This window comes from Stenotrophomonas sp. PS02289, from assembly GCF_029960115.1.
Taxonomy (GTDB): Bacteria; Pseudomonadota; Gammaproteobacteria; order Xanthomonadales; family Xanthomonadaceae; genus Stenotrophomonas.
This window is the reverse complement of record NZ_JASCOZ010000054.1, coordinates 1-25,831: the sequence shown is the minus strand read 5'-3', so window position 1 is coordinate 25,831 and position 25,831 is coordinate 1. Positions and strand designations below refer to the sequence as shown.

The window sequence follows — 25,831 nt, the reverse complement described above, 5'->3', positions numbered from 1 at the left end:
CGACCGCAGCGGGCTCGCCCCGCCGCCCCCCAAGTAAGCAGCGGGTTGCGCTCGATCGCAACCGACCTCTCCGGTAGCGCCGGCCGTTGGCCGGCCCTCGGTCCTCCAAGGAATCCCGATGACGCTGAAGCAATGGACGATGCTGGCTGCCTTGTTCCTGCCCGTTGGCGCGAATGCCCAGGAGGCCGTGCCGGCCCCCTCGCCAGACGCCCCCACCCAGGCCAGCAGCGCGCCCGCAGGCGATGCACAGGCCAGCAACAACTACAGCTTCGTGCGCTACCGTGCCGACTACGTGGTCCGGCCCGATGCCGGCAACGTGCAGACGGAAGCGTACGAAATCCTGCTCAAGACCAAAGCGGCGGTCGAGCAGTTCAGCCAGGTGAGGCTGAGCTACAGCGAGAAAATGGAGACGCTGGAGGTGCTGTCGGCGTACACGATCACCGCCGATGGGCAGCGCCGCGACGTACCGGCCGACCGCATCTACACGCAGGAAAGCTATTCCAGTGCGGCTGCGGCGATGTATGCCGACCGCAAGGTGCGGGTGGTGGTGTTTCCGAACCTGGCCCCGGGTACCCGGCTGGTCTACCAGACCCGGCGCACCCAGACCCAGCCTTACTTCCCGGGCTACTTCGGGCTGTGGGAAACCTTCAGCGTGTTCAACCAGTACGACGATGCACGGGTGACCCTGACTGCGCCCGCCAGCCTGCCGATGTTCGTGGAGCAGCGCGGCGTGCAGGGCAGCATCCGGCCGAAGCGGCGTGGCGATCTGGCCCAGTGGGAATGGCGCTACCAGCGTGCTACGCCGATGCCGGTGCAGAACTGGACGGCGGCGGCCTGGGAATTCAGTCCGACCATCATGGCCAGCACCTATGGCGACTGGGCCCAGTTGGCCCGCGCGTACCAGGCCAAGGCCGGTGTCGCCGCGCAGGTCACGCCGGGTATCCAGTCGCTCGCCGACGAGATCACCCGCGGTATCAGCGACCGCCGTGCGCAGGCCGACGCCCTGTATCGCTGGGTGACACAGAACATCCGCTACGTGGCGGTGTACCTGGGCAACGGTGGATTGGAGCCGAACCCGGCGCAGAGCATCCTCGACAGTCACTATGGCGACTGCAAGGATCATGTGGTGATCCTGGAGGCGCTGCTGGCCGCGCGCGGCATCGCCAGCACGCCGGTGCTCATTGGTGCAGGCGGCGGCCCGACGCTGCCGGCCATTCCCATGCTGGGGCGCTTCAATCACGCCATCACCTACGTGCCGGAGTTTGATCTGTACCTGGATTCAACCAGTGCCTATGCCCGTTTCGGCCAGTTGCCCGAGGGCGACCTGGGCGTGCCGGTGCTGCACACCGCGACCGCCACCCTGGCGCGCACGCCGGCCAATGACGGGACCCGCAATGGCAGTGGCTTCGAGGTCAGCTTCCGCTTCGATGCGGATGGCAACCTGCAGGGGCAGACGCTGCAGGAGCCACGCGAGGTGAACGAGATCGCGATGCGCGCCGCGTTCGCGCGGCTGAACGCACAGAATCGCGAGCGGGTGGAGGAGTCGATCATGGCATCCTCGGGGTTTGACGGCAGCGGGGCGCTGACCCTGCTGGGTGACCCGCAGGACCTCGTCCGTCCGTTCAACTATCGTTATGACTTCCATGCGCGCGACTACGTGGATTTCAGCGTGGTGGGCGGCATGCCGCTGCCTGACGCACCGGGCGGCGAGTCCTTCCGTGACCTGTATGGCAGCACCTCGGCCGAGCGCAATGCGACGCCGTTCTACTGCAACGACAACCTGCGCGAAGAGCGCTACCGGCTGCAGTTCCCGGCCAACGTGCCGATTGTGGCGATGCCGCGCGACATTGATTTCCGTAACGCCGCCGGTGAGTACCAGCTGCGCTGGAGCCGCGAGGGTCAGGACCTCGTGGCCGAGCACCGGTTGCACCAGCGTGCCGTACGGGGGGCGCAGTCGCTGTGCCAGCCCGAGGACTACCCCGCATTCCGTGCGCTGTACCAGCAGGTTCGACGCGGTTTTCGCGGGCAGGTGCTGTACGGTGACCTGCGCAGCGTGCAGGCGGACCTATAATTCGTCAGCCGCGCCTCGCATCGCCCATTCAGCTTAGCCCGGGCACACTGTTTCCATCCCAACTTCGTTACCGGATACCCGCATGCAGACCTCCTTCCGCCGCCACATTGTCGCCGCCACCCTGGTCTTCGCCAGCGCGCTGTCGGCCAGCGCCTGGGCTGGCGGACGCGACGAGCTCAACCGCTTCACCCAAGGGCTGAAGGGGCTGGACGGGCAGTTCAGCCAGCAGGTGTTCGACAAGAACGGCCGTGTCAAGGAAAGCACCAGTGGACGCGTGGCGCTGTCCGCTCCGCGCCTGTTCCGCTGGGAGTACCAGAAGCCGCACGTGCAGCTGATCGTGGCCGACGGCAAGACCGTGTGGGTGTACGAGCCGGACCTGGAGCAGGCGACCAAGCGCCCGCAGGGTGCGGAGGAGCAGAACAGCCCGCTGACGGCGCTGATCAATCCGGCGCTGCTGGACAAGCAGTACGACGTCAGTGAGGAAGCCGCGCCGCGTGATGGCCTGCAGTGGCTGTCGCTGAGTCCCAAGCGTGAAACCGAAACCGCCTTCCAGTACGCCGCGCTCGGCTTTGATGGCCAGGGGCTGGCACGGATGGAAGTGCTCGACGCGGTGGGGCAGCGTACGGTGATCAAGTTCACGGGCTGGAAGCGCAACCCCGGCTTCGCGGCCGGCACCTTCAACTTCACCCCGCCCAAGGGCACCGACGTCATCGGCGATTGAGTGGCCAGAAACCGAACGACATTCAATGGTCCTGATCTGCTGAGCGTGGATCGGGACCATCTGCGTCCGCTGGCCGAGCGGATGCGCCCGCAGTCCCTGGACGAAATGGTCGGGCAGAAGCGTCTGCTGGCCCCCGGAAGCGCGCTGCGGCGCGCGGTTGAATCCGGGCACGTGCATTCGATGATCCTGTGGGGACCGCCAGGCTGCGGCAAAACCACGTTGTCGCTGCTGCTCGCCCATTACGCCGACGCCGAGTTCCGTGCGATCTCGGCGGTGCTGTCGGGCCTGCCCGAGGTCCGACAGGTGCTCGCCGAAGCCGCGCAGCGGTTTGCCGAAGGCCGCCGCACGGTGTTGTTCGTCGACGAGGTACACCGTTTCAACAAGGCCCAGCAGGATGCGTTCCTGCCGCATATCGAGCGCGGCACCATCGTGTTCGTGGGTGCCACCACGGAAAATCCTTCCTTCGAACTGAACTCGGCGCTGCTGTCGCGGTGCCGCGTACACGTGCTGGAGGCAGTTTCGCCGGCCGATGTGGTCGAGGCGCTGGAACGGGCGCTGCAGGACCCCGAGCGCGGACTGGGTGCGGAGCCGGTACAGGTCAGCGCCGAAGCGCTGCTGGAGATTGCCACCGCTGCCGACGGCGATGTGCGTCGGGCGTTGACCCTGCTGGAGATCGCGGCGGAGCTGGCCGGTGGCGACAACGGTGTGATCACGCCGGAGATGCTGCAGCAGGTGCTGGCCGACCGGACCCGTCGCTTCGACAAGGGCGGCGAGCAGTTCTACGACCAGATCTCGGCCCTGCACAAGTCCGTGCGCAGTTCCAACCCCGATGCCGCGCTGTATTGGCTGACCCGCATGCTGGATGGCGGTTGCGACCCGTCGTATCTGGCGCGGCGGCTGACCCGGATGGCGATCGAGGACATCGGCCTGGCCGACCCGCGTGCGCAGAGCATGGCGCTGGAGGCGTGGGACATCTACGAACGCCTCGGCAGCCCGGAGGGGGAACTGGCGTTTGCACAGCTGGTGCTGTACCTGGCCAGCACCGCCAAATCCAATGCCGGCTATGCCGCGTTCAACCTGGCCAAGGCCGAGGTGCGCGAGACCGGCACCCAGGAAGTACCCCTGCATCTGCGCAACGCGCCGACCCGGCTGATGAAGGAGCTGGGCTATGGGAAGACCTATCAGTACGACCATGATGCCGAGGGCGGCATCGCGCTGGACCAGACCGGATTCCCTGACGCCATGGGCGAACGCGTGTATTACCAACCCGTGCCGCGCGGACTCGAGATCAAGCTGAAGGAAAAACTCGACCGCCTGCGCGCGGAGCGGGCGCAGGCCCGCGCGGACAAGGGCAACGCATGAGCCTGCTGCCGGGCACATGGTGGCAGCAGCTCGGCCTGGTCATGCTGGGCGGGGCACTGGGCGCGTCGCTGCGCTTCATCATCGGCGATGCGCTGCTGCGCCAGTTCGGCACCGGATTCCCTTGGGGAACCCTGACCGTGAATCTGATCGGCGCCTTCGCGGTCGGCTATGTCATGGTCTGGCTGCAGACCCGGGGCGCGGCCGCACCTTACTGGCGCGCCTTCATCATCGTCGGCATCATCGGTGGGCTGACCACCTTCTCGTCGATGATGCTCGAAGCGGTGCTGCTGGTCCGTAACGGACATGGCTGGACGATGCCGGTGTACCTGGGCGTCAGCCTGGTAGCGGGCTTCGCGCTGGTCTGGGCCGGCGCGCGGTTGGCCGAATCCAGCGCCTGACGTGGTATCTTTCGCGCCCCCGTTTTTCCTCCCGATCCGTCATGCGTGATGAAGATGACCCCGGCACCCTGGAGCTGATGCTGCCGCGCAAGCGCGGTCGGCCGCCCACGTTCGGATACGCCATGACAGACGCCCAGCGCGCCGCCCGCTACCGCGCGCGCAGGGCAGGGCAGGCCGGTCATGCCGACGTGCGCACCTGCAGCGACATGGTGCTGCTGGACAAGATCCGGGCCTCGATCACGGCCAAGGATCCCGAACTGACGGGGTTTCTGGTGCATGTACTGTGGCAGCGCTACCCGCTCCAGCTGAAGTAGGGCAGCCGCGCGTCAGCAGGGCCAGCGCAGGGCGCAGGTAGCCCAGCAGGCGCTCCACTTCCAGCCAGTCGGCGGGTTCGTCCAGATCCAGTTCGTGCAGGTCCGAGGCAATCCCGGCCAATGAGGGCTGGCCCACCATGCGCAGGACGCCGGCGAGGCGATGGGCATGATGGCGAAGGCGTTTGTCGTCGTGCGCGCGCAGTGCGTCCTTGATGATCTCGTGTTCCTCTGCCACGGCACGCAGGTAATGCAGCCACATGGGGTCGTCGTTCGGTGCCGATGGCATTCCGGCCCCGGCCGGGTCGGTCCGGCGCACGCCGATCACCGCCAGCAGCTCCTGGGTATCGAGGGGTTTGCATAGCACGCCGTCCATGCCGCAATCGCGGCAGCGCTGTACGTGCGCGGGTCCATCATTGGCCGAAAGCGCGATCAGGACAGCGGGCTGGCGCTGCAGCTGCTGTTCCTGCCGGCGCAGCAGCCGGGCCAGGTCATAGCCGCTGATATCCCCCATGACGCAGTCCAGCACGACCAGCCCACAGGGCTCGTTGGCCTGGCTGCGCAACGCGCTGGCACCGTCCGCGCAGGTGCTGACCGAGGCCCCCAGCGCCGCCAGTTGTCGGCCGACCACGGTCCGATTGAGGGCGTGGTCTTCAATCAACAGCAGCGAGCGACCGGCCAGCGGCTGGTCCGCTGGCCCCGCGTCGGTACCTTCGACGGCCACCGGCAGGCGGATCTCGAAGGTGCTGCCCTTATCGGGCGCGCTGTACAGGCGCAGCTCGCCGCCCAGCGCCTTCACCAGGTCCGTGCAGATGGACAGCCCCAGTCCGGAACCGCCCACCCGGCGGATATCCGGGTCATGCGCCTGCGCAAAGGGCTGGAACACGGTTTCATGCTGATCTTCGGCGATGCCGATGCCGGTGTCGTGCACCGCGAGCAACAGGGTCGCGCTCTCGGGCTCCAGCTGGAGTTCCAGCAGGATTTCGATGCGGCCATGGTCGGTGAACTTCAGCGCGTTGCCGAGCAGGTTGTTCAGGACCTGGCGAAGCGCGTCCCCATCCAGCCACATCCGTGGCAGCGGGTCGGTCAGCTGGTGCAGGACCAGGGTCAGGCCTTTGTCCTCGGCGGAAGGGCGCAGGCTGGCGGTGCTCTCCAGCGCCAATTGCCGCATGTCCTGCCAGGTGGGGCGCGGCTGGTACTCACCCGCGGCCAGGCGCGAGTAGTCCAGTGCATGCCCCAGCAGCTGGCGCAGACCGGTCCCGGCCACCCGGGCAGCATTCACCAGTTGCTGCTGGCCCTGGTCCAGTCCGGAACGATGCAACAGGTCCACCGACGTGACCAGGGCCTGCGCGGCGTTACGGACTTCGTGGCTCATCATGGCGATGAAGTGGGCCTGCTGGCGTTCATTGCGGCGCGCGGCGCGCTGGGTGTGGCGCAGCCACAGGCCGGTGGCGAGCAGCAGCAAAACGGTCAGCCCCATGGTCGCCATCTCCCAGCGGAAGTGCTGCGACAGGACGGCCAGCGAGGGGCCGCTGAAATAGGTCGCCCGGGTCCAGCGCTGCATGAGCAGGGCATGCTCCTGCGGGCTGATCGAGCGCATCGCCTGGTGGATCTGCTCCAGCACCGCGCGGTCCTGCTGGCGAACCACCAGGTGCAGGCTGACGGGAAGGTTGGCCGGCGCGCCGTGCAACAACAGGCTGTCGGCATGGTCGCGGCGCACGATCGGTCGCATGGCGACATCGAGTTCGAGCGCGACGTCGGCCACGCCGGTTTCCACCGCCGCCAGGGCCTCGCGCAGGGTCGGCAGCGCCACGACCTGCAGGTGCGGATGGTAAGTGGCGAGCCATTCCGCATACCGGCTGCCCTCGATCACCGCGACGCGGCGCAGGTGATCCAGCTCAGGGGGATTGGGCAGGGTGTGGCGGGTCGCCAGCAGCGCCTGGCCACGGTAGTAGGCCGGTGACGCCACCAGAGTGTTGCAGGGTGCACCGTCGAGCGTGCCGAGCAGCAGGATCAGATCGGCTTGACCGTCGCACAGGGCCCGCAGTGCAGCGCGACTGGATTCCACGCGTTGCTCGCGGAAGGTCATCCCGGTCTGCTCACTGACCAGCTCGGCATAGCCGCTGACCAGATTGGCGTCCCGCGCAGCACGGGTTTCCGGGGTCAGCAGGCGGTATTGCGAGGGATCTGCCGCGACCCGGATCAGCCGGGGGGCGTCGGCAACGGCAGCCTGCGAGGCGAGCAGCCCGATCAGCGTCAATGACAGCGCGGCGGCGCATGTTCCTGGACGAGCGCTCACAACACCGCCAACTGGTGACGGAGGGTGAACAGGTCGCGGTCGGTCCGCAGCCCCAGTTTGCGGAATGCTGCGTGCTTCTGGGTGCTGATGGTCTTGATGCTGCGATTGCGGATACGTGCGATCTCGGTGACCGTCATGCCGCTCAGGCACAGCTGCAGGACTTCTCGCTCGCTGGGCGTAAGCCGAAGCTCGGCGTGTTCGTCACGGTAGCCTTCGGGCAGGTGGATGTGCCCGGCGGCGACGCGACTGACCGCGCGCGCCAGCTCATCCAGGGACTGGCTCTTGGAGACCACACCCGCCGCACCGGCGGCGATGGTGTTGGAGATCATCACGTGATGCACATTCGCCGAGAACATCAACAGCCGGACGCGTGGAAACCGCCTGCGCAACATGCGCAGCAGTTCCATGCCCTGCAGGTCGCCTTCGGCCAACGCATAGTCGATGACGGCCACGTCCACATGGCAGCGCGTCAACGTGTTGATCAGGGCGCTGCTGCGCGCATGGTTGCCGACAACCTCCAGCCGGTTGTGATTCGAGAGATGCACGCAGCTGCCGTGACGGACCACGTCGTGGTCATCCAGCAGTGCGATCTTGAGTACGGACGGAGCATGGCTTCCGTGCATGGAACCTGGATGGCGTTTGGACAAGGGAGACACGCAATCGTGGGATTTGCGCCATTCTTACTGCTTCAACGCCCCGCGACGATCTTCTGACACAAGATTAGGATGATTCCTATAAGCCCAACGGGAACTCCGTCAGCCTCGCGTCGACCGGCATCGTAGTCGGAAGATCAGCACGTCGCCTCTGTCCGTGACGCCATTTGCGCGCTCAGCGTTTCTCGCGATCCAGCAAACGCATGAACTGGGCAGCGAGGTCGAGGATGATCGGTTCGGCAGTGGGCCGATGCAGCAGGGCAATCTCGAAACCATCCATCGGCGGCAGCCCTTGGCGTGCACCGAGTACGCGGTGTTCGCGTGTCACGGCGCGTGCCGGCAACAGGCTGATCCCCATGCCATCTGCAACCGCCCCCTGGATCCCACTCAGACTGGAGCTGGTGAAGCTGATCCGCCACCGCCGATCAAGCGTCTCCATTGCCGCAATTAGCTCATCGCGATACAGACCGCGCGGAGGAAACGTCACCAGCGGGACCGGATCCTCCTGCAGGCGTGGCGTGCGTGCACTGTCGATCCATCGCATCGGTTCCGGCCAGCACGCCACTGCGGGTCGGCTGCCACGGCGCTGCTTGACCAGCACCAGGTCGAGCTGACCGTGGTCGAAGGCCTGGGCGAGATCGCGGCTCAGACCGCTGGTGACCTCGAGTTTCACGTGCGGATGCCGGCGGGTGAAACGGCCGAGCAGGGTGCTGGTGCGACGGCTGACAAAATCCTCCGGCACGCCCAGGCGAACCGTGACCGCCACCGTCGCACCGGCCAGCGCCTCGCGCATCTGGTCATTGAGCGCCAACATCTGGCGCGCGATCCCGAGCAGAGCGTGCCCAGCATCGGTGGGATGGACGTCGCGATTGGCACGGATCAGCAGCGGGCGTCCGGCCATGTCTTCAAGCCGCCGGATCTGCTGGCTGACCGTGCTCTGGGTGGAATGCAGGCGCGCTGCGGCGGTAGTAAAACTGCCGCAGTCGGCGACCATCACCATCGTGCGCAGCAACTCCATGTCGAACAGGGTGCGGCGCGAGGGACTGCGGTCGGTCATGGCTTCCTCCGGGTCACCGGCCGGGCGGGCGGTCCAGCATACGCCGCGCCGCGCAGCAGACGCGCACTGGTCTGCTGCAGATGCTGTCGCAGCTCGGGTGGGTCGAGTACCTCGAACTCCACCTCCAGCATGATCAGCCATATTTCCAGCAGGCCCGGCGTGTACTCGGCACAGCGCAGCACGCACGTGTCCGCGTCGCGCCCCTCAAGGACGCCAAGCGTGGCCGGCACGCGCTGGCGCATGGCGGCCAGCGGCGCGTGCAGCACCACCCGCGCCTCCACCGCGTGACTGGGCAGCGCCAGGATCTGTTTGACGTAGCTGCCCAGATCACCGTCGCCGGGTGCTGGGCGGGGGCGGAAGTGCACCCCTTGTTGCGGCGCGCCGGTGATGCGGTCGATGCGGAAGGTGCGCCAGTCCTCGCGCGCCGTATCCCACGCGACCAGGTACCAGCGACGCTCGGCGTGGACCACGCCCTGCGGCTCGACCTGGCGGTGGCTGGGTACGCCATTGCGGTCGGCATAGTCGAAACGCAGCTGCAACTGGTCGCGACATGCCCCGGCCAGCACACCGAGCAGGCCGGCATCCACGACCGGTCCACCCGGATGCGTCGGCACGATCGCGGTGCGCAGCGCATCCAGGCGCCGCCGCAGTCGTGGCGGCATGACCTGCTCGAGTTTGACCAGCGCAGTGATGGCGGTCTGTTCGATGCCGCTGATCGTGCCGGTCACCGCGGTGCGCAGGGCGAGTGCTGCGGCCAGTGCTTCCTCGTCATCCAGCATCAGCGGCGGCAGCGCGCGGCCTGCACGAAACGCATAGCCGCCGGCCACGCCGCTGCTGGCCTGGATCGGGTAGCCCAGCTCACGCAGGCGGTCGATGTCCCTGCGCAGCGTGCGGGCGTGCACGCCCATCTCCGCAGCAAGCGCCGCGCCGGACCAGTGCCGTCGCGATTGCAACAGTGAAAGCAGTCGGAGCAGGCGGGAGGAGGTGCTCAGCATGGGCGCAGGATCGCGGCTATCGAGGACAGTAACTGTCCGCAATGGTCGCTAGCCTGTGCTCACGGTGCAAGCCCCGGCGGCCGCACCCCTCTTTCTCCACCCAAAGGAATGCATATGTCTGTGGTCTTCTATTGGCATCCGATGTCCAGCGCCACGCCGATTGCCTGCGCCCTGGCCGAACTGGCGGTACCGCACGATCGCGTGCGCATCGACATCCGCAACGGCGAGCAGCGCACGCCGGAGTATCTGGCGATCAATCCCAACGGCAAGGTGCCGTGCCTGGTGGTGGACGGCACGCCGATCTTCGAAGCCCTGGCCATTCATCTGTGGCTCGGTGCCCGCTTCGGTGTTGCGCAGGGGTTGTGGCCGGCCGAAGGCACGCCCGAGCGCCTGCAGGCCATGTCCTGGAGCGCATGGGCGTACGTGACGTATGGCCCGGCGATCAACCGTCTGCGCCTGGCCAGCACCGAGGGCGAGCTGTTCAGCGCGGCGCATGCCGATGCCGCCCGCGCCCTGCTGCAGGAACTGCTCGACATTCTGGAGCAGCGTCTCAGCGCGCAGGACTGGATGGTGGGCGAGGCCTACTCGCTGGTCGACCTGCTGGTCGCCCAGGTCGTCGGCTATGGGGTCTACGTGGGCGCACAGGTCAGCGGACACCCGGCGGTGGCGCGGTGGCTGGGCCAGGTGATGGCGCGACCGGCGATGCAGGGCGAGGCGTAATACGCATTCGATAAATGAATGGCGGACATTTCAAAATTTAACTGGTGAATACATTCCCCTGCGCCGTAAGGTGCAGGGGTCCTTCACCTGTTACCTGCCATGAACGCTTCCGTCGTCCTGTTTTCCCTTCTGCTGGCGGTGTCGCCGGCCGTCTCCGCTGCCGAACAGGCCGACCTGATCATCCGCAATGCCACGGTGGTTGATGTTGAAAAACAGACCACGCGTGCCCACCAGGCCGTGGTGGTTCGCGGCGATGCGATCGTGGCGGTGGGGGACGATGCCGCCATCGCCAAGGGATGGAAGGCCGGACGTCGCATCGACGGCAACGGGCGCTACCTGATTCCGGGTCTGTGGGACATGCACGTGCACTTTGGTGGCGGTCCCGAGCTGGTGGAGGAGAACAAGGCCCTGTTGCCGCTGTACATCGCCCACGGCATCACCACGATTCGTGACTGCTCCGGCGACCTGCCCGGGCAGGTGCTGGCGTGGCGCCACGAGATTGCCGAAGGCACGCTGGAAGGTCCCCGGTTATATACCTCGGGCGCGAAGATCGAGGGGATCAAGCCGGTCTGGAAGGGCACGATCGAGGTGGGCAACCAGGACGATCTGGCGGCCGCCTTCACCCGGCTGCGCAAGGACCGGGTGGATTTCGTGAAGATCACCGACAGCACCTTGACCCCGGCGCTGTTCCTGGACGCGGTGCGCGGTGCGCGCAGCAACGGATTGCGTGCTTCGGGGCATATCCCGATGGCGTTGACCGTGCAACAGGCCGTGGATGCGGGCATCAGTTCCATCGAGCACCTGGACTACGCCTACAAGGCAGGCGTCAAAGACGAAGCGGCGATTGCCGCCGACTTTGCGGCAGGGCGGATCAACCGCGCGCAGGCCAATGAGCGCCTGGATGCGGGCTTCGACCGCGATACCGCGCTGGCGGCCTACCGCGGATTCGCGGCCAAAGGCGTGTATGTGACCCCAACGCTCAACGGCGGACGGATCCTGGACTTCCTCGACCAGGACGACCACGCCGACGATCCCTACCTGCAGTACATCGGTCCGAAGCTGCAGGCGACCTACGCCTGGCGTGTTGAACGCGCCGCGAAAGCGACGCCCGAGCAGATCCAGGCTCGGCACCAGCAGTATCACCAGGTGGCGGCGGTGCTGCCTTTGCTGCAGCAGGCGGGGGTGACCGTCATGGCCGGCACCGACGCGGGCTTCCTCAACTCGTTCAACTACCCCGGCATTGGCCTGCATGACGAACTGAGCCTGTTCGTGAAAGAAGGGCTGACCCCGGCGCAGGCGCTGTCGGCCGCCACCCGTGCCGGTCCGGCCTGGTTTGGCGTGCTGGACCGTTTTGGCAGCGTGAGTGAGGGCAAGTCGGCCGACCTGGTGCTGCTGGACGCCAATCCCCTGGAAGACATCAGTGCGACCCGTCAGATCGCGACGGTGGTGATGCGCGGACATGTCTACGACCGCAAGGCGCTGGATGCGCTGCTCGCGCAGACGCGCGACAAGGTGGCGGCCTGGCGGAACGCTGCACCATGACCTTTGGATAGTGATACCCATTCGCATTTGGGATACACTGCCGGGATCGTGATCGGACGGGCATTGCATGGCGGGCCTGCGCCGTTCGCGGCCTTTTCGCAACGGATGTCCCCACGTGCCCAGCTCCTTTCCAGCCCCGCTGTCCGTCGTCCGGCGCGCCGGCTTCGTCCTTTTCGCGATGTGTGCGGTGGGCATGAGCACAGCGCATGCGCAGCAGCGCAACCCGCTGCAGAAGATCGGCGAGACGGTGCTGGACCAGCCGGCGCAGTCGTATCGCTTCGAGCGTTTCGTGATCGACAGCCCCGACCACTCGCGACGCTGGCGGGTCAACGTGGGGGTGCCGGTCAACACGCACAAGGCACCGTCGCCGGTGCTGTACATGCTGGACGGCAATGCGGCCGCTATGGTGCTGGATCAGTCCATGCTCGCGGAACTGGCCGCCAGCGCCGCGCCGGTGCTGGTGTTCGTCGGTTACGACAATGACCTGCGGGTGGATTCCGCCGCCCGTTCCCAGGACTACACCGCGTGGATCGACGTGGCCGACGACGAAAGCGGCAAGACCGTCTCCAGTGGCGGTGGTGCCTTCGTGTTTCTGGACACGATTGAACGGCAGATCAAGCCCGAGGTGGAAAAGCGCGCGCGGATCGATCCGCAGCAGCAATCCCTGTGGGGGCACTCGCTGGGCGGCCTGTTCGTGCTCAGCACGCTGTACACGCGCCCGGCCGCGTTCCAGCACTACATCGCCGCCAGTCCTTCGTTGTGGTGGAGCCAGGGCGCGCCGCAACGTGATCTGGAAAAGCAGTTCATCGACAACCGTCGTGGCCAGCCGGCGCAGTTGACGGTCATGCTGGGCGGCGACGAGCGCAGCGGCAACCGCGGCGTGCGCGACATGAACAATCCCCGTGTGGTCGCGCACCTGCGCCGCATCGGGGGGGCCACGCCAGACGCGGCCTGGCAGTTGAGCCAGCGGCTGGCCGATGTGCCGGGTCTGCAGGTGGACTATCGCGAGTTTCCCGGGCTGGGCCACGGCCCGATGCTGCCTGCCTCGCTGAAGGCCACGCTGGGCGTGCTGTACGGCATTGCCGACCGCAGTGCCGCGCCGGCATCGGATGATGCTGCGGCCGACTGATCCCTTTCCCTTACCCAGGTAGTGCGTGGCCCGGTGCCACCGCCGCGATGACGCGGCCATGCCAAGGCAACCCATGTGATACCGCGCTGCAAGGCGCGTCCCCAACAGAAGGAGTCTGACATGTCCCGATTCACCGTTCTCACCCGCACCGCGCTGGCCGTGGCGCTGGCCGTGGCCAGCAGCAGCGCGCTGGCCGAACCGGTGTTCGACGCACCGGCCAATGGTTTCCGCGGTCAGGTCAGTGCACGCAATGAAAACGTGGTGCCCGGCAGCGAAGCGCAGATCACCGGCCGCCAGTTCGTTCCTGGCCAGCAGATCACGCTGCTGCGTGGCGACACCGTGCTCAACGCCACGCCGGTGCTGGTCGACGCACAGGGCAACTTCAAGGCCACCGTCACCGTGCCGGCAGACGCCGTTCCGGGCCAGCATCCGGTGGTGGTGCGTGCCAGCCAGCCGGCAGCGGCGACGGTCGCCACGCTGCGGGTCTCGCCGAAGCTACCGCTGAGCGGCGAGAAGTCCTTCAACCTGGCCTCGGGCAAGCTGGTGCAGGGCCTGTACCAGAGCGCGTACAGCCCGTCTGCCAACGCCGTGTACGTGACCTCTGCGGTGGGCCGTCCGCCGGTTACCCAGTCGCAGTTGCTGAAGGTCGACCCGAAGTCGCTGAAGGTGGTCAAGGCGATCACCCCCGCGCTGGTGCCGGATGCCAAGGGCGGCAGCGTCTACGCCGTGTACGGCGTGGGCGTGGACGACGCCAACGGCAACGTGTGGGTCAGCAACACCCGCCAGGACACGGTGGCCGTGTATCGCCAGTCCGACCTGGGCCTGGTGCACCAGTTCCCGGTGGGCACGGTTCCGCACGCACGCGACGTGGTGATCGATGCGCAGCGCGGCAAGGTGTTCGCGTCGGCCACGGGTGAAGATCACCTGTCGGTATTCGACGCGAAGACGCTCAAGCCGCTGGAATCGATCACCCTGGCCTCGGGCGTGGACGACGGCAAGTTCGTTCCGATGAGCCTGACCCTGGATGCCGCCGCCGGCAAGCTCTACACCGTCAGCATGGGCACCCCGGAAGCGGCGGTCATCGATGTCGCCAGCGGCCAGGTCGACAAGGTGATCGACCTCGGCAACGCGGTCAGCGCGTCCGGTGTGGCCGTGGATGGAAAGAACAACCGCCTGTATGTGGCCTCGCAGGGCAGCGACAACCTGCTGATCGTGGACATCGCCAGCGGCAAGGTGCTGCACGATGTCGCGGTGGGTGCGGGCGCGTTGAACGTGGCCTTTGAGCCGGTGTCCGGGCTGGCCTATGTGACCAATCGAGGTGCCGGCACCGTGACCGTGGTCGACGGCAATGGTCAGGTGGTCGGCAATCTGGATGGCGGCACCTTCCCCAACCATGTCAGTGAAGACGGCAAGGGCAATGTGTTCGCGGTGAACAAGTCGCGCGGGGCTGAAGACCCCAAGGGCGACCGCGTCACCCGCATCAGCAAGCGCCGTTGAGTTGAACCCGCGTACGGGGTGAGTGCCCCGTACGCATTTCTGGAGAATTGTGATGCGTATTTCGATCCACCCGCGTCAATCACTGCTGGTGTTGGCACTGGCAGCGTCGCTGAGCGCCTGCGGTGACAAGCCGACGACAGCCGATGCCGCGCAGACTGCATCGGATACGCCGCCGGCCACCGCGGCCGCCGACGCCGTGCCGTCCACCTGGCAGCGCGTGGCGGGTACCGATGTGCCCAGCGTCCAGGGCCTGACCCCGGTGTTGCCGGTGACGGTCAGTTCGGATGACGGCGCGTCCGTCACGGTCAGTGACACGAGCAAGATCGTCGCCGGTGGTGACGATGTCATCGCGGTGATCGAGGCGCTGGGCATGGGCAGCCAGGTGTACGCAGCACCGTTGCGTTCGGCGACCGAAGCCGGGCGCAACGCGCCGAAGCAGTTCCTGTTCAACCGCACCACCGGCGTGGAGGGCGTGCTGAGCCTGGAAGGCTCGCTGTTCCTGGGCAACAGTCTGCGCCGGCACACCGAGTTGGCGAAGAAGCTGCGCGGCGCGGGTGAGGCCGCTGTGGTGATCGACGACCTGCAACCGGCTCCGGACAAGGTACGCAAGGTGGCAGCGGCACTGGGCGCTGCGGAGGCCGGGCAGGCGCTGGCCAGCCAGGTCCAGGCACAACTGGATGAAGCGGCGGCGGTGGCCAAGGCCAGCCCACGCCACCCGCGGGTGATCCACCTTTCCGCAACGGGGGCAGGGGGTGCACCGACGGTGGCCGGGGGCGACAGTGCTTCGGGCAAGCTGATCGAACTGGCCGGCGGGGTCAACATCGGCACCGAGGCCGGCGTGCAGAACTACTCGGCGCTGAGCAATGAAGGCGTGGTGGCGGCGGCACCGGAGGTGATTCTGGTGACCGAGAACGACCTGCAGCTGTTTGGCGGCGAAGCCGGACTTTGGAAGGCGTATCCGACTCTGAAGCAGACCCCGGCGGGGGCGGCGAACCGCGTGTGGGTGATGCCGGATGTGCAGTTGAAGGCCACCAGTGTCGGCTCGGGCAGTGGCGCGCTGGCGCTGGCCAAGGCCTTGGCGGCGATGCCGTCGCCGTGATGTCGCGCGGTACCCGACGTTCGGCCGGTGGCTGGGTGCTGCTGACCATGGCGCTGGCGCTGCTGGGGGCGATCCTGGCGTCGTTCGCGGTCGGGCCGCTGCGGCTGCCGCCGCTGGAGGTGGTGCAGGCGATCGGGGTGAAGCTGGGCTGGGTCGACGCGGCCCAGGTCAGCACGCGTGACCTGGCGGTGGTGTGGAACCTGCGCATACCGCGCGCCCTGCTCGGCGCGCTGGTGGGGGCGTCGTTGGCGATGGCCGGTGCCAGCCTGCAGGGCCTGTTCGGCAATCCGCTGGCCGACCCGGGGATCGTCGGGGTGACCCAGGGGGCCGCGTTGGGGGCGGTGGCGGCGATCGTGCTGGGCGCGGGGAGCGTGGGGGGCTGGATCCTGCCATTGGCGGCGTTCGCGGGTGGGGCCGCGGCGATCAGCCTGACGTACGTGCTGGCACGACCGGGCCGCAACAGTGGCACGGCAACGCTGCTGCTGGTGGGCATTGCAATGGCGGCGTTCTGCTCGGCGGCGATCGGGTTTCTGACCTACATCGCCAGCGAGAGCGAACTGCAGTCGCTGGTGTTCTGGCAGATGGGGTCGCTGGCGCAGGCAGACTGGTCCGACGTAGCGGCGGCAACGCCGGTGTTCGTGCTGGGCACGCTGGCGCTGCTGCGCCTGGCGACGCCGCTGGACATGCTGGCGCTGGGGGAGCGCCAGGCCCAACACCTGGGCCTGGATGTGCAGCGCACGCGCCTGAAGCTGATCGCGTTCAGTGCGCTCCTGGTGGGAGCCGCGGTGGCGTTTGCCGGATCGATCGGCTTCGTCGGTCTGGTGGTGCCGCACGTGGTGCGCATGCTGGTGGGTCCCGGTCATCGCTGGCTGCTGCCGGTATCCGCAGTGACGGGGGCGCTGCTGATCGTGGTGGCGGACACGGCCGCGCGCACGCTGGATCCGCCGGCGGAGATTCCGCTGGGCCTGTTCTCGGCGGCGTTGGGTGCGCCGTTCTTCCTGTGGCTGGTGCTGCACCAGCGCAGGAGTGGTGCGGTATGAGTACGCCGTTTCTGCATCTGCAGGGCGTGGGTGTTCGTTACGGCGAGCGCGCGATCCTGCACGACATCTCGCTGGGTTTCGCGCCAGGCACGTTGACCGCGCTGGTGGGGCCGAACGGCGCGGGCAAGTCGACCTTGCTGGCGGTGGCGGCAGGGGATGTGGCCGCCGATGCGGGCCAGGTGGTGCTGCACGACCAGCCCATCGGGCACTGGAAGGCGAAGGCGCTGGCGCGCGAGCGCGCGGTGATGCCGCAGGATCATGCGGTACGTTTTGCGTTCACGGTAGACGAGGTGGTGGCGATGGGGCGGTTGCCACACGCGCCCGATCCCGCATGTGATGCGGCGCTGATCGAATCGGCCTTGGACAAGGCGGAAATGCACGGCCTGCGGACGCGCGAGGTGCGCACGCTCTCGGGCGGCGAGGCGGCCCGGGCAACGTTCGCGCGGGTGCTGACCCAGGACACGCCGCTGCTGCTGCTGGACGAGCCGACGGCGGCCCTGGACCTGCGGCACCAGGAGCGCACCCTGCGCGCGGTGCGCGAGCTGGCCAACGCGGGTGCGTGCGTGATCGTGGTCGTGCACGATCTGAATCTGGCCGCGGGTTACGCTGATCGCATCGTGCTGCTGGAGCAGGGCAGGGTTGCCGCAGACGGCACGCCGGACGAAGTGCTCACGCGCGAGCACATCGAGCGGGTCTACCACCAGCCGGTGCTGGTGTTGCGCCATCCACAGCGTAATGTGCCGCTGGTGGTGGTGGCGGACGCTTGATTGCGGGCGTTGCGCGAACTGCTCGGATTGCGTGATTTCCGTTGCGCCGGGCTCTGCCCGGCTGCTGTTGGTTTTTGGCGAACAGCCCTCGGTTTACGGCATCCCTAGCTTGGCAGATGGGGACGGGCGTTCCGGGGGACGGCGTGAATCCATCCATGGAGCCTCGGTCGCCGCATCCATGCGGCTCACGCCCCCTCCAGCCCATCCCCATCTGCCATCGACAGTGTGTCGGTGGCCATTGGCAAACGCCAAATCAAAGGCGTCTTCGTTCCGGGGTCATGCGTTAACGGACGTTGGGAATTTCACGGCCGTCGTCTGTCGACCGACGCTACCAGTCCCATGCAATCCGAAAAATGCTGCGATGGCGGATAAAGCGCCATCCACGGACCCAGAACGCCATCCGCGGCCCTTGGTAGAGTCGACCGTTGGTCGACTGCAGTGAAGCCTCCAACATTCGGTAACGCATGACCGCAGATCGACAACGCCGTTGATCTGGCAATTCCCGATGGCCACCGACCCAGTATCGTGGCGGGTCGGGGTGGGCTGGAGGGGGCGTGAGCCGCATGGATGCGGCGATCGAGCCTACAAGGACGTACTTGCGGCGTCCCCCGGAACGCCCATCCCGATCCGCCAAGCCAGACGATCAATGACCACCGGCTGTTCGCACAGAATCCAACAGCAGCCGGGCAGAGCCCGGCTCTACGTAATGCATGCAATTACCAACCGAACGTCGCCGTCGCCATCACCGTGCGGCCGCTGCCGTAGTAGCAGGACGACATGCCGGTGCAGGTGGAGACGTAGCGCTTGTCTGAGAGGTTGCTGGCATTGAGTGCGAGCTGCACGTGGGTGCTGCCGAGCTGGCCGAGGTCGTAGCGGATGGCGGCGTCGAACAGGGTGTAGGACGGGATGCGGTACAGGTTGGCGCTGTCGCCGTAGCTTTCACCGTTGTAGCGTGCGCCTGCGGCCAGGCTCAGGCCGCGCAGGGCACCGGCCTGGAAGGTGTAGTCGGCCCAGAACGAGGCAGTGTAGTCCGGCACCATCGCCAGCTGCTTGCCGGCGTAGGCGCTGGAACGGATCATTTCCGAATCCATCCGCGAGGCCGCGCCGATCAGGCTGAAGCCCTCGAACGGGGTGATGCGACCTTCCAGTTCGATGCCGCGGACACGGCCTTCGTCGCCCTGGATCGAACAGGTGGTGGTGCCGGTGCTGCCGCAGTTCCGATGGGCCGGGTTCGGGTCATCCACGATCATGTTCTGCTGGCGCAGGTCGTACGCCGCCAGCGTCAACAGACCATCAACATTTGCCGGCTGATATTTCAGACCGGCTTCCCACTGTTCGCCGGTCACCGGATCAAACGCCGTGCGGGTGAAGCTGTCCAGCGGCGACTTGGTCGATGGCTGGAAGGACTCGGCGTAGCTCACATACGGCGTCAGTCCGTTCTCGAAAACGTACAGCACGCCCGCACGACCGGTGAAGGCCTCGTTCTTGATCACATTGTGCGGACCGGGCTGCGAGATGCCGGTGGCGATGTTGCGCGTTGCACTCAGGGTGTCGTCCTTGGTCCAGTCATACCGACCGCCCAGGGTAAAGCGCCAGTTGCCCGCCGCCAGCTGGTCCTGCAGATACACGCCGCTCTGGCGGTTCACGCCGGCGGTCGGGGTCTCCGTGCTGACTGTCGGCTGGTAGTTGTAGTACACCGGGTTGAACACATCGATCGCGCGTGGATTGCTCATCGCGCTGCGCACGCCTTCCCAGTCCGCTCGCTGCCAGTCCCAGCCCAGCAGCATGGTGTGGTCCACGCTGCCGGTGCTGAAACGGGCCTGCAGGCGGGTGTCGAAGGTGTCGCCATCCGAATCGCCAGTGCCCTGTACGCCACGACGGTTCTGGGTGCGGCCGTCGGCATTGAGCGCGCCAAAGGTGACCACACCCCGGTACAGCGAGTCCACATGGGTGCGTCGTGCGTTCTGGATCAGGGTAAGGTGATCATTGAACGCGTGCTCGAACATCCAGCCTGCAGTCCACAAGGTGCGGTCAAACGTGTTCCAGCCCGGTTCGCCGATGAAGGTGGTGTTCTTCATGTAACCGTACTGCGTGGGCTGCAGCGTGCTGGCCATCGGCAGGAACTGATAGGTCGAGCCGCCGTCATCCTTCTGGTACATGCCCAGCAGGGTCAGGCGGGTGCGCTCGGCGATCTGCCAGGTGTAGCTCGGAGCCAGGAACCAGTGTTCCTGGGCGGTGTGCTTGATCTGGGTGTCGCCGTCACGGTACAGGCCGACCAGGCGTCCCAGATGCGTGTTGTCGTCCGTGCCGGTGCCTACATCGAAGGCGGCGCTGTACTGGCCGTTGGCATCCACACCCAGTCGCAGCAGTTGCTGCTGGTCCGGAGTGGGGGTTTTGCTGACCTGGTTGACCATGCCGCCGGGTGCCATCTGCCCGTACATCACTGCTGACGGTCCCTTCAGCACCTCCACGCGGGCCAGGTTCCAGCTGTCGAACATGCTGCGGTTCCACTGGCTGCCCTGCGGTGCACGCATGCCGTCCAGGGTGACATTGTTGGCCCAGCTGCCGGCGTCAAAACCGCGGATGCGGAAGTCGTCCACGCGGTTGTCGATACCACTGCTTTCCAGGCTGACGCCGGCCACATAGCGCATGGCGTCATTGAGCGACTGCACGCCACGTGCGTCCAGTTCTGCGCGCTCGATCACGGAGACGGATTGCGCGGTCTCGGCAATGGCGGTGCTGGTCTTGGTGGCACCGCTGGTGCTGTTGGTGGTGCGGTAGGCATTGACCGTGACGCTGTCCAGGTCGGTGGCCGACTGCGCCCACGCGGGGGCTGCGCTCATCGCGAGGACGGCAGCACAGGCAACGGCCAATGGGCGGGTCGAGTGCCCACGGACGAGAGAGGGGGAGGGGGACATGGCGTGAACTCGGCGTGCGGGAAGGGGGCGCTGGCCGAACGCGAGGTGCGCGCTGCCGCCAGCGCCGATCACGTCAAAAAGCGACGTGGCGAGCGCCATGTTAAGCGAATGCGGCATCGGATGCAATTGCGACCTATTCGCATATGTAGCCGTGCTTCTGCGCGGATGCGCACGACGTCTCGGGGTTTGAAGCTATTTGCATGGGAACGCGGCACAGAAATGGGCACTGTGCTGCGCCGCGCGGGCGACCCCTTGCTCCTGCGGCTTACCTCCAGAAGAACTCCTGCATGACACTTCATCGCATTACCTGTTTCCGTGATTTACGGACCTTCCAACCGTCGCCGCTGGCCGTCGCGCTTTCAGCGGCGTGCATGGCCACCTCAGTCGACGCCGCTGCGCACGACGTCGCCATGGACGACTACGTGCACATTGACGGTACAGAACACCGGGTCGAAGCCGATGACCCGGTCAATTCCTGGTTGATCGACAATGGAGGCGTCCTCGTGGTGGCCCCCGGTGCCAATTTCAGAGTGATCGTTGCCGGAGAGAACGCACGTATTGATCTGCAGGGCCTGCAGGCGACGACGGCGGAGGGGACCACGTGGCCAAGAATCACTCTCGAAGGTGCAACCGCCACGATCAGCGGTTCGCGTATCAGCTCCGCGTCCGGTCCCGCCGTGCTGGCGGGCAGTGCGAACGCAATGAACAGCGGTGGCCACGCACACGTCACCGGGAGCCACTTGACCACCTTGGGGGATGTGGCCGTGAAACTGGAGAACGGCAGCACATTGCTACTCGAAGACAGTTTTGCCTTGGCTCAGCTGTGGGACAGCGTCGGCATCACCATGGCCAACAGCTCCGTTGAGGTACACGGTGGCGGGGTCACGGGTGGCACGGGCATCCGTATCGACACCTCAGCGAACTACCCCCGGCAGAACGGAGATGCCAGCCGGCTGCTGCTGGACAATACCCGGATCGAGGGCAAGCACGGCGCGACGGGTGCCGCGATCGAAGTGGCGTCCGGAAGTGGACCCGGTTCAGCCGAGGCCTATATCGAGGTGCGGAACGGGACAAGCCTCGTCAACACGGGGGGGCGACTGCTCCACGTGACACAGCGCGAGGGTGACCATGCGGCTGTGGCGCATCTGTCGGTGCATGGCAGTGTGCTTGAGGGCGAAATCCTGGTCGACGCAGGTGGCGTGGCGACTGTCGCGCTGGCGCAAGGCGGACGTATCCACGGCACGCTCAACAACGTCGCTCGCGCCGATATCCAGAAAAGCAGTACGTGGCAGTTGATGGGCGACAGCCACGTTGGAGAGCTCATCGTTGAGGCCGGAGGCCAGGTAACTCTCGGTAGCGGCGAGGATTTCAACACGCTGAATGTGAAAGAGAGGCTGGTGGGCAACGGCGGCACGCTGCTGTTCAACAGCGTGCTGGCAGGCGACGAAGCCGCCAGTGATCGCCTGCTTGTCCGCGGAAACACCGAAGGGAATTTCGCGGTGCGGGTGAACAATGTGGGCGGTAACGGCGAGCGGACGGTCGACGGCATCCAGCTGATACAGGTGGAGGGTGCCTCCAATGGACATTTCGCACTGGTGGGACGGGCAGTGGGCGGCGCGTACGAATACTTCCTGCACAAAGGCGGTGTGGCCGGCGGTGAAGGCAACTGGTATCTGCGCTCTGAGTTGCCATGCGACGCCACCCCCACGCCACCGGGCTGCGCGGTTGAGCTTCCGGATCAATGTGCACTTGATCCGGCGCTGCCGATGTGCGCGATCCGACCGCCGGAGCCCGAGCCGGAGCCCGATCCCGAGCTGGGCCCGGATCCAGATCCGGGCGTCGACCCGGTCCCGGGGCCTGACCCGCAACCGATGCCTGTGCTGCGGCCGGAGATCGGAGCTTACTTGGGCAACCAGGCTGCCGCAGATCGGCTGTTCCGGCACCGCGCGCCGGACCGCGACGGAGGTAGCGAAGCGGCGTGGGTGCAGGTCGCGCAGACGCAGAGTCGCCGCGACCTGTTGCGTGGGCAGATGGCGCTGGATGCGGAAGAGCGTGTGCTGCGCGTGGGAAGCGACGTGGTGACATGGGGCGGTGGCGGTCACGCCGGTGTGATGCTGGCCAGCGGTGAGGCGACCACACGTTCGCGTTCGCGGGTGACCGGTTACACGGCCACCGGGAAGGTCGACGGTCATGCCCTCGGGGTGTACGCCGGCTGGCGTTCGTCTGAGGACACGTTGCAGGGCGGACACGTGACCGCATCGGTGCAACGCGGCTGGCTGGACAACAGCGTGCAGGGCGATGCGCTGCAGAAGGCGCGCTACACGTCGTCCACCTCCAGCGCTGCCGTCGAGCTGGGCTACCGCTTCGTGGTGCGGGAGGACGATGTGATGGCGCTGTCGCTGCTGCCGCGTCTGCAATCGGCCTACACGCAGGTGCGCACGGCGGGCGTGGTTGAAGGCAATGGCACCGTGATCGCTGCAGAACGCACCGGACGCTGGAGCGCGGCATTTGGACTGCGGCTGCAGGCGCAGATCGCGATGGACAAGGCCACGCTCACGCCCTATCTGGACGTGGGCCGATGGCTGGACCAAGGGGCAGGGAAGTTGCACATGAATGGAGAGCGTGTGACCGATGACGCCGGCCGGCACCTTAGTGAGCTCACCCTGGGTGTGCAGGCCGGGTGGGCGAGCCGATGGCGCACACAGGCGGAGCTGGGCTTGGGCCGCGGCGACGGCCGGCAGCGCTACACGGCGGTGCAGGCCAGCCTGCAGCGCCACTGGTAGTGGGAGCGCTGTGTTCCACGCATGCGACGAAAAACCCCTTGCAAGGGCGCACAGCAGGTCTAGAATGCGCCCCATATCCCTGATGCCCCGGTTATGACTTCGATGCCGCTCCTGACGTTTTTTACCCAGAACCGCGTTCGCGCGGAACGGGCGCGTCTGCCTTGCGGCTCAGGTGATTGACCGATACCGGTCACCTCACAGATCCCAGACAGAGCGCCCATCGGGCGCTCTTTTCGTTTCCGCTCCACCGTTTCACTGATGACCAAGGAGAACGTGCCATGCACCTGATCGCCGAGCCCCAAACCTGGCCGCACGCCAGCTAGCCAATGGCAGCGTGCGGCTCTCCCAATGTTGGCAACGAGATCGCATTCCATGAACACTCAGAACACCCGTAACCTCCGTCGCAACCTCGGCATCATTGCCCACATCGACGCGGGGAAAACCACGCTCACCGAACGCCTGCTGTGGAAAACCGGCGAGATCCATCGCGTCGGTGAGGTCCATGACGGCGCGGCGACCACCGACTTCTCGGCGATCGAGCGCGCGCGCGGCATCACCATCGGCGCAGCTGCGGTGCAGGCGCACTGGGCTCCTCGTGATGAGCCCCTGCATCACCTGACCCTCATCGACACCCCCGGCCATATCGACTTCGCCATCGAGGTCGAGCGCTCGCTGCGCGTGCTGGACGGTGCGGTCGCGGTGTTTTCCGCCGTCGACGGCGTGCAGCCGCAATCGGAAACCGTGTGGTTGCAGGCACGTCGTCACGGTGTGCCGCTGATCGCCTTCGTCAACAAGATGGACCGCATCGGTGCGTCATTCGAGCGCGTGCTTGCGCAGTTGCAGGACAAGCTGCAGGCGCGGCCGTGGGCGCTGGGCGTACCCCTCGGTGCCGAAGCGACGTTCAGCGGCTGGGTCGATCTGGTCGACCGCAGCGTTGTGCGCTGGGACGAGGCCGGCACGCCGACGCGTGCGCCCTGGAGCCCCGACGAACATCTGCAGTGGGAACCTGAGCGGGCCCGCCTGGTGGAGTCGGTAGCCGACCACGACGAGGCGCTGGCGGATATCTGGCTCGGCGGTGCCGAGGTGGACAGCGCCACGCTGCGCGCCGCGCTGCGTCGGGCCACGCTTGCGGGTGCCGGCGTGCCGGTGCTGGCGGGGGCGGCGTTCAAGAGCAAGGGCGTTGAAACCCTGCTCGACGCCATCGTCGACTATCTGCCTGCCCCGGAGGACCGTCCCGCAGTGGTGGCCGAAGACGCGCACGGTGATGTGGTGCTGCCGCCGGACCCGAATGGTCGGCTCGCGGCGCTGCTGTTCAAGATCACGCATCAGCATCACGGTGCGCTGAGCTTCGTGCGAGTGTATTCGGGCACGCTGCGGGTAGGCGATGCGCTGGCCAGTTCGCAGCACGCACAGGGTCGGCGGGTCAGCCGGCTGGTGCGGGTGCAGGCCGACCAGACCCACGACATCCAGCAGGCGGTTGCGGGCGATATCGTGGCCGTGCTGGGCTGGAAGGATGCGGTGAGCGGCGAAACGCTCAGCGCGCCCTCGCACCCGTTGCGGCTGGATGCGATCCAGGCACAGCAGGCGGTACTGGCGTGGCGGTTGACGGCGGAAAAGGCCGCCGACCTGATCCGCATCAGCCAGGGCCTGGCCAGCCTGGCCCAGGAGGATCCGTCGTTCCGTATCGACACCGATGCGGACACCGGTGAAACCCTGGTGTGGGGCATGGGCGAGCTTCACCTGGAGGTCATGGTGGAACGTCTGCGCACGGAGTGGAATGTCAACGTGCGCACCGGCGCGCCGCGCGTGGCTTACCAGGAGACGCCGCGCCAGGCCGCGCAGGCGGTGGAAGGCAAGGTGGTCAAGCAGACCGGCGGTTCGGGTCAGTTTGCCCGGGTGGTGTTGAATGTGGCTCCTCGCGAGGATGGTGAGGTGAGCTTCGACGACCGCACGGTGGGCGGGGTGATTCCGCGCGGGTTCGTGGCGGCGGTGGAGAAGGGTGCGCGTGCAGCGCTGTCGGAAGGGCCGCAAGGTCATCCGGTGGTCGGCATTGCCATCACGCTCATCGATGGCCAGACCCATGCCAAGGATTCCTCCGACATGGCCTTCCATCGCGCAGGTGCCGAAGCGGTCAAGGCGGCGCTGGCGCAGGTCGGTACGCGGCTGCTGGAACCGGTGATGGAGATCGCCATCCATGTGCCCTCGGTGCATGTGGGCGATGTGGTCGGTGACCTCAACCGGCGCCATGGACGGGTGTCGTCGATCGACGATCTGGGTGGTCGTGCCGAGGTGGTCGGGCTGGCACCGCTGGCGCAGTTGTCCGGTTACACCACGGCGCTGCGCTCGCTGACCCAGGGGCGTGCGTCCAGTGACATGCGCTTTACCGGTTATGAGGAAGTGCAGGCCGCATGAAGCGGGGGGGGGGGGGGGGGTGTCCGCGCACGGTTTTTTTTTGTGGTGCACCAAGCG

General features: G+C 66.7%; 19 protein-coding genes. 14 read left to right on the top strand and 5 right to left on the bottom strand.

Annotation, left to right across the window (positions count from 1 at the left end; genetic code table 11):
• Positions 1-118 precede the first annotated feature (118 nt).
• The 5 genes from QMX83_RS09805 to QMX83_RS09785 all read left to right on the top strand — a co-directional run bounded on the left by QMX83_RS09805 (position 119) and on the right by QMX83_RS09785 (position 4,866).
• On the top strand, positions 119-2,071 hold the full coding sequence (locus QMX83_RS09805) for a DUF3857 domain-containing protein (RefSeq protein WP_282296437.1): 1,953 nt from the start codon (positions 119-121) through the stop codon (positions 2,069-2,071).
• 82 nt (positions 2,072-2,153) lie between these two features.
• Positions 2,154-2,792: an outer membrane lipoprotein chaperone LolA gene (gene lolA, locus QMX83_RS09800; protein WP_282296436.1), complete on the top strand. Its 639-nt coding sequence runs from the start codon at positions 2,154-2,156 to the stop codon at positions 2,790-2,792.
• A gap of 81 nt (positions 2,793-2,873) precedes the next feature.
• Positions 2,874-4,154 carry a replication-associated recombination protein A gene (locus QMX83_RS09795; protein ID WP_282296438.1) on the top strand — a complete coding sequence of 427 codons (1,281 nt, stop codon included), beginning with the start codon at positions 2,874-2,876 and terminating at the stop codon, positions 4,152-4,154.
• Positions 4,151-4,552 (top strand): fluoride efflux transporter CrcB, encoded by a 402-nt coding sequence (gene crcB, locus QMX83_RS09790; RefSeq protein ID WP_282296435.1) that lies wholly within the window; start codon positions 4,151-4,153, stop codon positions 4,550-4,552. Before QMX83_RS09795 ends, crcB begins: the two co-directional genes overlap by 4 nt.
• 41 nt (positions 4,553-4,593) lie before the next feature.
• Positions 4,594-4,866, top strand: a complete 273-nt coding sequence (locus QMX83_RS09785) for a hypothetical protein (RefSeq protein ID WP_125359051.1) — start codon at positions 4,594-4,596, stop codon at positions 4,864-4,866.
• Here the strand turns inward: QMX83_RS09785 and QMX83_RS09780 are convergent.
• The 4 genes from QMX83_RS09780 to QMX83_RS09765 all read right to left on the bottom strand — a co-directional run bounded on the left by QMX83_RS09780 (position 4,790) and on the right by QMX83_RS09765 (position 9,867).
• Positions 4,790-7,162, bottom strand: a complete 2,373-nt coding sequence (locus tag QMX83_RS09780; protein WP_282296434.1) for an ATP-binding protein — start codon at positions 7,160-7,162, stop codon at positions 4,790-4,792. The genes QMX83_RS09785 and QMX83_RS09780 overlap by 77 nt on opposite strands.
• Entirely contained in the window at positions 7,159-7,785 is a 627-nt protein-coding gene (locus QMX83_RS09775; protein WP_282296433.1) for a response regulator transcription factor, read from the bottom strand. Before QMX83_RS09775 ends, QMX83_RS09780 begins: the two co-directional genes overlap by 4 nt.
• A gap of 205 nt (positions 7,786-7,990) precedes the next feature.
• Positions 7,991-8,872, bottom strand: coding sequence for a LysR substrate-binding domain-containing protein (locus QMX83_RS09770; protein WP_282296432.1), 882 nt, complete (start codon positions 8,870-8,872; stop codon positions 7,991-7,993).
• Positions 8,869-9,867 carry a WYL domain-containing protein gene (locus tag QMX83_RS09765; protein WP_282296431.1) on the bottom strand — a complete coding sequence of 333 codons (999 nt, stop codon included), beginning with the start codon at positions 9,865-9,867 and terminating at the stop codon, positions 8,869-8,871. Before QMX83_RS09765 ends, QMX83_RS09770 begins: the two co-directional genes overlap by 4 nt.
• Positions 9,868-9,981: 114 nt before the next feature.
• Here QMX83_RS09765 and QMX83_RS09760 point away from each other — a divergent pair, with 114 nt between their 5' ends.
• The 7 genes from QMX83_RS09760 (at position 9,982) to QMX83_RS09730 (ending at position 17,661) form a co-directional block, all read left to right on the top strand.
• Positions 9,982-10,587 carry a glutathione S-transferase family protein gene (locus QMX83_RS09760; RefSeq protein ID WP_282296430.1) on the top strand — a complete coding sequence of 202 codons (606 nt, stop codon included), beginning with the start codon at positions 9,982-9,984 and terminating at the stop codon, positions 10,585-10,587.
• A 99-nt stretch (positions 10,588-10,686) separates the two neighbouring features.
• Positions 10,687-12,129, top strand: a complete 1,443-nt coding sequence (locus QMX83_RS09755) for an amidohydrolase family protein (RefSeq protein ID WP_282296429.1) — start codon at positions 10,687-10,689, stop codon at positions 12,127-12,129.
• A 193-nt stretch (positions 12,130-12,322) separates the two neighbouring features.
• Positions 12,323-13,258, top strand: a complete 936-nt coding sequence (locus QMX83_RS09750) for an alpha/beta hydrolase-fold protein (protein ID WP_282296428.1) — start codon at positions 12,323-12,325, stop codon at positions 13,256-13,258.
• A 120-nt stretch (positions 13,259-13,378) separates the two neighbouring features.
• The gene (locus tag QMX83_RS09745; RefSeq protein WP_282296427.1) at positions 13,379-14,755 is read left to right on the top strand and encodes a glutaminyl-peptide cyclotransferase; all 1,377 of its coding nucleotides are present in this window, start codon (positions 13,379-13,381) and stop codon (positions 14,753-14,755) included.
• Between the two features lie 52 nt (positions 14,756-14,807).
• Positions 14,808-15,854: an ABC transporter substrate-binding protein gene (locus QMX83_RS09740; RefSeq protein WP_282296426.1), complete on the top strand. Its 1,047-nt coding sequence runs from the start codon at positions 14,808-14,810 to the stop codon at positions 15,852-15,854.
• The gene (locus QMX83_RS09735; RefSeq protein ID WP_282296425.1) at positions 15,854-16,894 is read left to right on the top strand and encodes an iron ABC transporter permease; all 1,041 of its coding nucleotides are present in this window, start codon (positions 15,854-15,856) and stop codon (positions 16,892-16,894) included. Before QMX83_RS09740 ends, QMX83_RS09735 begins: the two co-directional genes overlap by 1 nt.
• Positions 16,891-17,661 carry a heme ABC transporter ATP-binding protein gene (locus QMX83_RS09730; RefSeq protein ID WP_282296424.1) on the top strand — a complete coding sequence of 257 codons (771 nt, stop codon included), beginning with the start codon at positions 16,891-16,893 and terminating at the stop codon, positions 17,659-17,661. Before QMX83_RS09735 ends, QMX83_RS09730 begins: the two co-directional genes overlap by 4 nt.
• Positions 17,662-18,377: 716 nt before the next feature.
• Here QMX83_RS09730 and QMX83_RS09725 read toward each other — a convergent pair.
• The gene (locus QMX83_RS09725; protein ID WP_282296423.1) at positions 18,378-20,504 is read right to left on the bottom strand and encodes a TonB-dependent siderophore receptor; all 2,127 of its coding nucleotides are present in this window, start codon (positions 20,502-20,504) and stop codon (positions 18,378-18,380) included.
• Positions 20,505-20,866: 362 nt separating this feature from the next.
• Here QMX83_RS09725 and QMX83_RS09720 point away from each other — a divergent pair, with 362 nt between their 5' ends.
• Both QMX83_RS09720 and fusA read left to right on the top strand, forming a co-directional pair.
• A complete protein-coding gene (locus QMX83_RS09720) occupies positions 20,867-23,362 on the top strand; it encodes an autotransporter outer membrane beta-barrel domain-containing protein (protein ID WP_282296422.1) in 2,496 nt (831 codons plus the stop codon).
• Between the two features lie 372 nt (positions 23,363-23,734).
• A complete protein-coding gene (gene fusA / locus QMX83_RS09715; RefSeq protein ID WP_282296421.1) occupies positions 23,735-25,774 on the top strand; it encodes an elongation factor G in 2,040 nt (679 codons plus the stop codon).
• Positions 25,775-25,831 lie beyond the last annotated feature (57 nt).

Coding starts and splice junctions, on each gene's coding strand:
- QMX83_RS09735 (WP_282296425.1), top strand. CDS start 15,854: ATGTCGCGCGGTACCCGACGTTCGGCCGGTGGCTGGGTGCTGCTGACC.
- QMX83_RS09730 (WP_282296424.1), top strand. CDS start 16,891: ATGAGTACGCCGTTTCTGCATCTGCAGGGCGTGGGTGTTCGTTACGGC.
- QMX83_RS09775 (WP_282296433.1), bottom strand. CDS start 7,785: ATGCACGGAAGCCATGCTCCGTCCGTACTCAAGATCGCACTGCTGGAT.
- QMX83_RS09770 (WP_282296432.1), bottom strand. CDS start 8,872: ATGACCGACCGCAGTCCCTCGCGCCGCACCCTGTTCGACATGGAGTTG.
- QMX83_RS09740 (WP_282296426.1), top strand. CDS start 14,808: ATGCGTATTTCGATCCACCCGCGTCAATCACTGCTGGTGTTGGCACTG.
- crcB (WP_282296435.1), top strand. CDS start 4,151: ATGAGCCTGCTGCCGGGCACATGGTGGCAGCAGCTCGGCCTGGTCATG.
- fusA (WP_282296421.1), top strand. CDS start 23,735: ATGAACACTCAGAACACCCGTAACCTCCGTCGCAACCTCGGCATCATT.
- QMX83_RS09760 (WP_282296430.1), top strand. CDS start 9,982: ATGTCTGTGGTCTTCTATTGGCATCCGATGTCCAGCGCCACGCCGATT.
- QMX83_RS09745 (WP_282296427.1), top strand. CDS start 13,379: ATGTCCCGATTCACCGTTCTCACCCGCACCGCGCTGGCCGTGGCGCTG.
- lolA (WP_282296436.1), top strand. CDS start 2,154: ATGCAGACCTCCTTCCGCCGCCACATTGTCGCCGCCACCCTGGTCTTC.
- QMX83_RS09755 (WP_282296429.1), top strand. CDS start 10,687: ATGAACGCTTCCGTCGTCCTGTTTTCCCTTCTGCTGGCGGTGTCGCCG.
- QMX83_RS09750 (WP_282296428.1), top strand. CDS start 12,323: ATGAGCACAGCGCATGCGCAGCAGCGCAACCCGCTGCAGAAGATCGGC.
- QMX83_RS09795 (WP_282296438.1), top strand. CDS start 2,874: ATGCGCCCGCAGTCCCTGGACGAAATGGTCGGGCAGAAGCGTCTGCTG.
- QMX83_RS09720 (WP_282296422.1), top strand. CDS start 20,867: ATGACACTTCATCGCATTACCTGTTTCCGTGATTTACGGACCTTCCAA.
- QMX83_RS09725 (WP_282296423.1), bottom strand. CDS start 20,504: ATGAGCGCAGCCCCCGCGTGGGCGCAGTCGGCCACCGACCTGGACAGC.
- QMX83_RS09805 (WP_282296437.1), top strand. CDS start 119: ATGACGCTGAAGCAATGGACGATGCTGGCTGCCTTGTTCCTGCCCGTT.
- QMX83_RS09765 (WP_282296431.1), bottom strand. CDS start 9,867: ATGCTGAGCACCTCCTCCCGCCTGCTCCGACTGCTTTCACTGTTGCAA.
- QMX83_RS09785 (WP_125359051.1), top strand. CDS start 4,594: ATGCGTGATGAAGATGACCCCGGCACCCTGGAGCTGATGCTGCCGCGC.